Annotated in this window: 3 protein-coding genes and 1 pseudogene; 2 read left to right on the top strand and 2 right to left on the bottom strand. The window is 61.0% G+C overall.

From position 1 onward, the window contains the following. Nucleotides 1–267 precede the first annotated feature (267 nt). Nucleotides 268–1626 (bottom strand): DHA2 family efflux MFS transporter permease subunit, encoded by a 1359-nt coding sequence (locus RBA41_RS33165; protein ID WP_374709639.1) that lies wholly within the window; start codon nt 1624–1626, stop codon nt 268–270. Nucleotides 1627–2123: 497 nt separating this feature from the next. Here RBA41_RS33165 and RBA41_RS33160 point away from each other — a divergent pair. After that, a pseudogene (locus tag RBA41_RS33160) lies at nt 2124–2869 on the top strand (SDR family oxidoreductase). A gap of 163 nt (nt 2870–3032) precedes the next feature. On the opposite strand, the gene RBA41_RS33155 reads toward RBA41_RS33160, so the two are convergent. After that, nucleotides 3033–3524: a DUF6328 family protein gene (locus RBA41_RS33155; protein WP_306628606.1), complete on the bottom strand. Its 492-nt coding sequence runs from the start codon at nt 3522–3524 to the stop codon at nt 3033–3035. A 181-nt stretch (nt 3525–3705) separates the two neighbouring features. On the opposite strand from RBA41_RS33155, the gene RBA41_RS33150 reads away from it, so the two are divergent. After that, nucleotides 3706–6126: a penicillin acylase family protein gene (locus RBA41_RS33150; protein WP_306628605.1), complete on the top strand. Its 2421-nt coding sequence runs from the start codon at nt 3706–3708 to the stop codon at nt 6124–6126. The last annotated feature ends 311 nt before the right edge of the window (nt 6127–6437 follow it).

The raw sequence follows: 6437 nt of genomic DNA, 5'->3' as shown, positions 1-6437 counted from the left end.
AGCCCCATCAGCCAAGCGCGCTCAATCGCGTTTTGTGCAGATGGGGTTTTTTTTCGTCCGCCAGAATCGCTTAATAGGATTCTGATGATTTTCGGCACCCGAGTACGGAACAAATCGACGAACTGGTAACAGCACTCAGGTTTTTTAGCCTCGCTATGCACGAGGAATCGATCGAGCCGTGGTATTGCCTGTGCGATGACGTAATGACGCCCCTCGCACCCGGCGCCTGAGCGGGGCGCTCAGGAAAACTCCGCCGAACCGCCGCGATTAGCGCTGAAGCCTGAGCGCCGTACCGCGGCTGATGCTCTCGCCATCGTTTTGGTGCAGACGCCAGAAGGTCAGCGACGAAATCACGGTAATGATCGACAGCGTCGCAAAACCATGATGCAGCGCGCTGATGACGATCGTGCGGTCGGTTTGCGGCACATCGCCCAGGAACCAGGCGGTGACCAGCGAACCGGCGGCCAGCCCGAAACTCATCGACAACTGCTGGAACGAACTCGACATCGTACTGGCCATGCTCGAATCCTGGTCGTCGATATCGGCATAGGCGAGTGAATTCATGCACGAGAACTGCAGCGAATTAAAAAATCCCTGGGTCAGCCCGAGCATTACGATCAACACCAGCGGCGTGCCGGCGCCGATGAAGGAAAACAGGCCGATCGTCAAACCGATGCACACCGTATTCACCACCAGGATCTGGCGATAACCGAAGCGGTGCAGCAAACGTTGCGACACCAGTTTCATCGCCATCGCCGCGATCGCGGCCGGCATCATCAGCAAGCCGGATTTCCATGCCGGAAAACCCAGCCCCACTTGATACAGCAGCGGCAGCAGGAACGGCATGCCGCCCAGTCCCAGCCGCGTCAGGAAACCGCCGACGACAGCAATACGGAAGGTGCGGATGTGAAACAGCGACAGGCGCAGCAGCGGATACTTCCTGCCCCTTGCATACAAACCATACGTGCCCAGCAAGGCGAGCGAAGACCCCAGCATGGCCGCGGCTGTCACGGGTGCCAGGGTGTGTTCGCCGAAAATTTCCAAAAACCACGACAGCATCGCGGTTCCCGAGCTGAACAGGATCAGGCCGACCACGTCAAGCGGGCGCCGCTGCGCCGCGCGATAGTCGGGCATGTAGCGAAACACCAGGAACAGCGCGACCAGGCCGACCGGCACGTTAATGAAGAAAATGTAGCGCCACGACACCCAGTGCACCACCAGCCCGCCGATCGTCGGTCCCAAAAGCGGGCCGATCAGCGCCGGAATGATCACGAAATTCATCGCGCCCAGCAGCTCGGACTTGGGAAAGGTGCGGATGATGGCGAGGCGCCCGACCGGCATCATCATGGCGCCGCCGAATCCTTGCAGCAAGCGGGCTGCGATCATCATCGGGGTGTTGACCGCCATGCCGCACAGCACCGATGCGATCGTGAAGACCACAATGGCCACCGCGAACACGCGCCGTGTGCCGAAGCGGTCCGCCATCCATCCGCTGACCGGAATGCCCACGGCCAGGCTGAGGATGTAACTGGACACGATGGATTTCAGGCTGAGCGGACTGACGCCGAAGCTCGCCGCAATGCTCGGCACCGCCGTGTTGACAATGGTCGCATCGAGCTGTTCCATGAACAGCGCCGCGGCGACGACCCAGGGCAGATAGGTCTTGACGGAGGCTTGACTCAGAGCATCCTCGCATCGGCATGTGGCGGGTTAACAGAAGATCGCGGCTGCGCGCATTCCTCGCGCCAATCGATCTTGGTCTTCGCCGTCAAACCCATTCCCCATCCCCAGACAATCTACCGGCAATGCTGCCGGTTTTATTTTTATACATTCCGCGGTGCGGTGCGCACCGGCCATGCGTGCACGCCATCCTCGCGGCCCGGATCGGCATGCACCTCTGCGAATATTACACCTAACGAAAGCATCGAATATTTCTTTTTCTCATCAGCCACAGGCACGCGGATGCAAGTTTGACGGAGCATCCTCCCACCCGCCTCGCATGCGCATGCCAGCATGCATTGATACCTTGTAGAAATAGGCAATCAGCCGAGAGTCCTGTGTATTTCCGTGCGTGCCAGTGATTTGTAAGATGCATCACCTATCCGCCATTCAAGGAGAATCACATGTCCAGCCATCCTCATCCGCATCAGAAAGTTGTCCTCATCACGGGCGCCAGCAGCGGCATCGGTGCCGCGACCGCGCGCTTGCTCGGACGCCACGGTTACCGCCTTGTGCTCGGGGCGCGCCGCGCCGACCGCCTCACAGCCCTGGTTGCCGAGATCCGCAGCGAAGGTGGTGCGGCTGAAGTTTCGCGATGGACGTGCGCCGCCTGGAAGATGTGCAGGGCTTCGTGGCCTTCGCGCTCGATGTCTATAAGCGCGTCGACGTGCTCGTCAACAACGCCGGGGTGATGCCCTTGTCCAGGCTCGATGCGCTCAAGGTCGATGAATGGAATCATATGATCGACGTGAATATCCGCGGCGTCCTGCACGGCATCGCAGCCGCACTGCCGCTGATGCAGCAACAGCGCTCGGGCCAGTTCATCAATCTCTCGTCGATTGGCGGCCATGCGGTCAGTCCCACCGCCGCCGTGTACTGCGCGACCAAGTTCGCGGTGGGCGCCCTGTCGGAAGGCTTGCGCCAGGAAGTGGGCGGCGACATCCGCGTGACCGTGATTTCGCCCGGCGTGACCGAGTCCGAGCTGGCCGAAACAATTTCCGATCCGCTGGCGCGCGAGGCCATGCGCGACTTCCGGCGCGTGGCGATCGCACCATCGGCCATTGCCAGCGCCATCCGCTTTGCCATCGACCAGCCGGCCGACGTGGACGTGAGTGAAATCATCGTGCGCCCGGCCGCCAGTCCGTACTGAGCCGATCTGTCTGCCGCATTGCCGTGGCGGCGCCAGGACGCAGCCGACGCGGTACGTTACTTACGCCCAATGCCGCTGGGTGCACACAGGCCGGCACTGCCCGCTGACGATGCCGCCATAGCCGCCATAGCCGCCATAGCCGCCACAGCCGCCATTGCCGCAGCTATAGCGCACGCTCCGCATCACCCTGACGCGAATGGCAGCGCCTGCGCTCATACCAAGGGAATGCGAACCACAGTGCACTCAGGATGAGCAAGGTCAGCAGCGCGCCCGCCACGCTGGCCGGCAAGCCGCGCGTGGTCACAAAGATGACCGTGAACATATCCAGCGCAAGCCCGCACGCCAGAGGCGCGAGGGCGCACCGGATCAGCCATGACGAACGCGCGATCATCCGGCGCGACACATTGGCCGGGCCAACCACCCGGTAGTACACGGCCGGCGTCATCACCAGCGCGACGGCGATGATCACCATGCCCAGCCCCACCAGGTGACACAAGGTCGCGTAGGAGGGCAGTTCGGCAAAGCGGTCATTGAAGACGGCGATGGTTTGAAAGCCGAACAGCGCTTGCACGCCGGGAAGAATCACGCGTGCCTCTTCGATGATGTTACGCATCTCCTCATGCAACCCGTTATGTTCGATAACCGGCTTGTCCATGCCTGAACAGTACGCTCAAACGCGCGCCCATTCAACCGCACACAATTGAGACGGCCGAACACTATCCGCCGTGCTGCATGGCACAGTTTTCCTTTGTTGACTCCACTCAATACGCCCCAGGCCGGCATTCGTACGATTGCCTGTCGGTCATCCTGGCCGGCGACAGTGAAAGGGAGTCACCATGAGACGCGCATTTTTGGATTTGGTTCGCCACAATCGGCCGGTTTGGTCTGCCCTGGCGGCATGCCTGGCCGGGCTCGCCATGGGCGGCTGCGGGCGTAGCGACGAGGCACATGAACGGCGGACCGTCGCCCGTGCGCAGTTCAGCGCCGAGCTGGCGCGCACGTCGCACGGCATCGCCCATGTACGCGCAGGTGATTTCCGCGGCATCGGCTACGGCCTGGCCTATGCCTATGCCCAGGATAACGTGTGCATGTTCGCCGATACCATCCTCACGGTGCGCGGCGAGCGTTCGCAGTTCTTTGGCGCCGATAAAACGGCAACGCCGGCGCGCAACGGCGAATATGGGGCCAACAGCGATTTCATGAAGCTGAACAACGAGGACAGCGACTTTTTCTTCAAAGGCTATCTCGATACCGAGCAGTTAAAGGCGGGGTACGCGGCCGGCAGCCAGGACGCGCGCGATTTGTTGGCCGGTTACGCGGCCGGCTATAACCGTTATCTCAAGGAGTATGCCGGCCGCTATCCCGCCGCATGCAACAAGGCGCTGTGGGTCAGGCCGATCACGTACGAAGACATGATGCTGGTGCTCGCCGAAAAGGCGCTGCACGCGTCCGGCCAGGTATTCGCGCAGGAGATCGTCGATGCCGCGCGGGCTGGCGCCTTTTCGCTCGCGGACAAGCGCGAGGCGGTTGCGGTCAGCGATATCGGCTTCCTTGAGCGCAGGCTTGCGCGCCTGACCCGGGAACAACTGGGCAGCAATGGACTGGCGCTCGGCAAGGACGTGACGGTGAACGGGCGCGGCATCCTGCTGGGCAATCCGCATTATCCCTGGACCAGTACCGACCGCTTTTATCAGGCGCACCTGACGATCCCGGGGCGATACGATGCCATGGGAGCCATCCTGGGCGGCATTCCCATTATCGTCATCGGCTTTAACAAGGATGTGGCGTGGACGCATACCGTGACGCGCGCGGTCCATTTCACGACCTTCAGACTGGCGCTCGATACGCGTGATCCGAGTGGCACGACGTATCTGTACGATGGCGTTCCCACTAAAATGAGCGCCAAGACCGTCAGCGTCGACAGCCTGCGCTCCGATGGGCGCATGAGCCGGCGCAGCAAGACCTTCTATTTCACGAAGCAGGGCGCGGTGCTGGTCAAGCCGGATGCGGGTATCACCTGGTCGAACGAGGCGGTGCATGTGCTGGGCGATGCGAATCGCCACAACACGCGTCTGATCGAACAATGGATCGGCGTAGGTAGCGCTAAAAATGTCGGCGAGATGAAGGCATCGCTCGACAGGATCGTGGGCCTGCCCTGGGTGAATACCATGGCGGCGGACCGCGATGGGAATGTCCTGTACGCGGATGCGAGTGTCGTGCCCAAGGTTGGCGCGCAGATGTTCGCGTCCGATTGTTTTGTGCTGCCGCAGCTATTGATGTTCGACGGCTCGCGCCGCGCCTGCGCGTGGGGCGATGATACTCGGGCGCCGGCGGGCGTATTCTCGCCGGTCGAGGCGCCCTGGATGACGCGCACCGATTATGTCGGCAATTCCAACGATAGTTACTGGCTGTCGACGCCGCGCGCTTTGCTGACCGGGCCGGCGCCCTTCGGCTACTCGCCGCTGTACGGGCCGGCCGGCGTAGCGCAGATGCTGCGCACGCGCATCGGCTTCAGGCAGCTTGAAGATGCCTTGGCCAATCACGGTAGGCTGGGGATGAGCGACGTGCAGGAGCTGGCGTTTGCCAATCGCGTGTATGCGGCTGAATTGATGCTTCCGGAGTTCCTGCCGCTGTGCGGCGCTTCCATCGATGCCATTGTGGCGCAAGCCTGCCGGGTATTGAACGCATGGGACAGGCATGCCAACCTCGATAGCCGGGGCGCGGTCCTGTTTCGCGAATTCTGGAACCGGGCGTCGCTTATTCCGGACAAATGGGCTGTTCCGCTGGACCCGGCAGATCCCGTGAATACGCCGCGCGGGCTCGCTCCGGCCGCGGGGCCTGGCATGCTGGCGGCATTGAAGGAGGCGGCACAGCAGATGCTGGCCTTGAGCGTTCCGCTGGACGGGCTGCTCGGCGATTATCAGAGCGATACGCGCAATGGCCGACGGGTAGCGCTGCACGGCGCGATTGGCGATATCGATGGTTCCTACAATTCCATTCATATGGAGACGCCGCTGCAAGCGGATGGCTATCACCAGATTGCATGGGGTACCAGCTACGTGCAAACGGTGACGTTCGATGAGGCTGGGCCGGTCGCGCATGCGATGCTTCTGTATGGGCAGTCTGTCGATCCGACGTCTCCCTACCACGCCGACCAGTTGCCCTTGTATTCGCAGAAGACCTGGCCGGTGCTGCCGTTCACGCCAGGCAGCATGCGCGCCGATTCACGTTACTCCGTTACGACATTATCAGAATAGGCCTTGCCACTCCGGGGAGGCTTTGCTATAGTTCGCCTCCCCGCTGATTCAGTAGCGAAATCAAGTAGTTGCAAGACAGATCAGGGGCGTTTCGAAAGAAGCGAAGTAACAAAAAGAGGTTGACGAGAAACGCGAAACGCTGCATAATCTCACCTCTCTGCTGCAACGAACACAACGCTTCGTAGCAAACGGCAGAAGTAGTACGGAATAAGTTCTTTAACAATTAACAGTCGATAAGTGTGGGCGTTTGATGAAGGTGCCAACGAAGCGTAAGCGACGTTGAATACTTAAATTATCAAATGTTCACAAAG

Source organism: Massilia scottii (genome assembly GCF_030846495.1).
Classification (GTDB): Bacteria; Pseudomonadota; Gammaproteobacteria; order Burkholderiales; family Burkholderiaceae_D; genus Telluria_A; species Telluria_A violaceinigra.
This window is presented reverse-complemented; position numbering and strand designations above follow the sequence as displayed.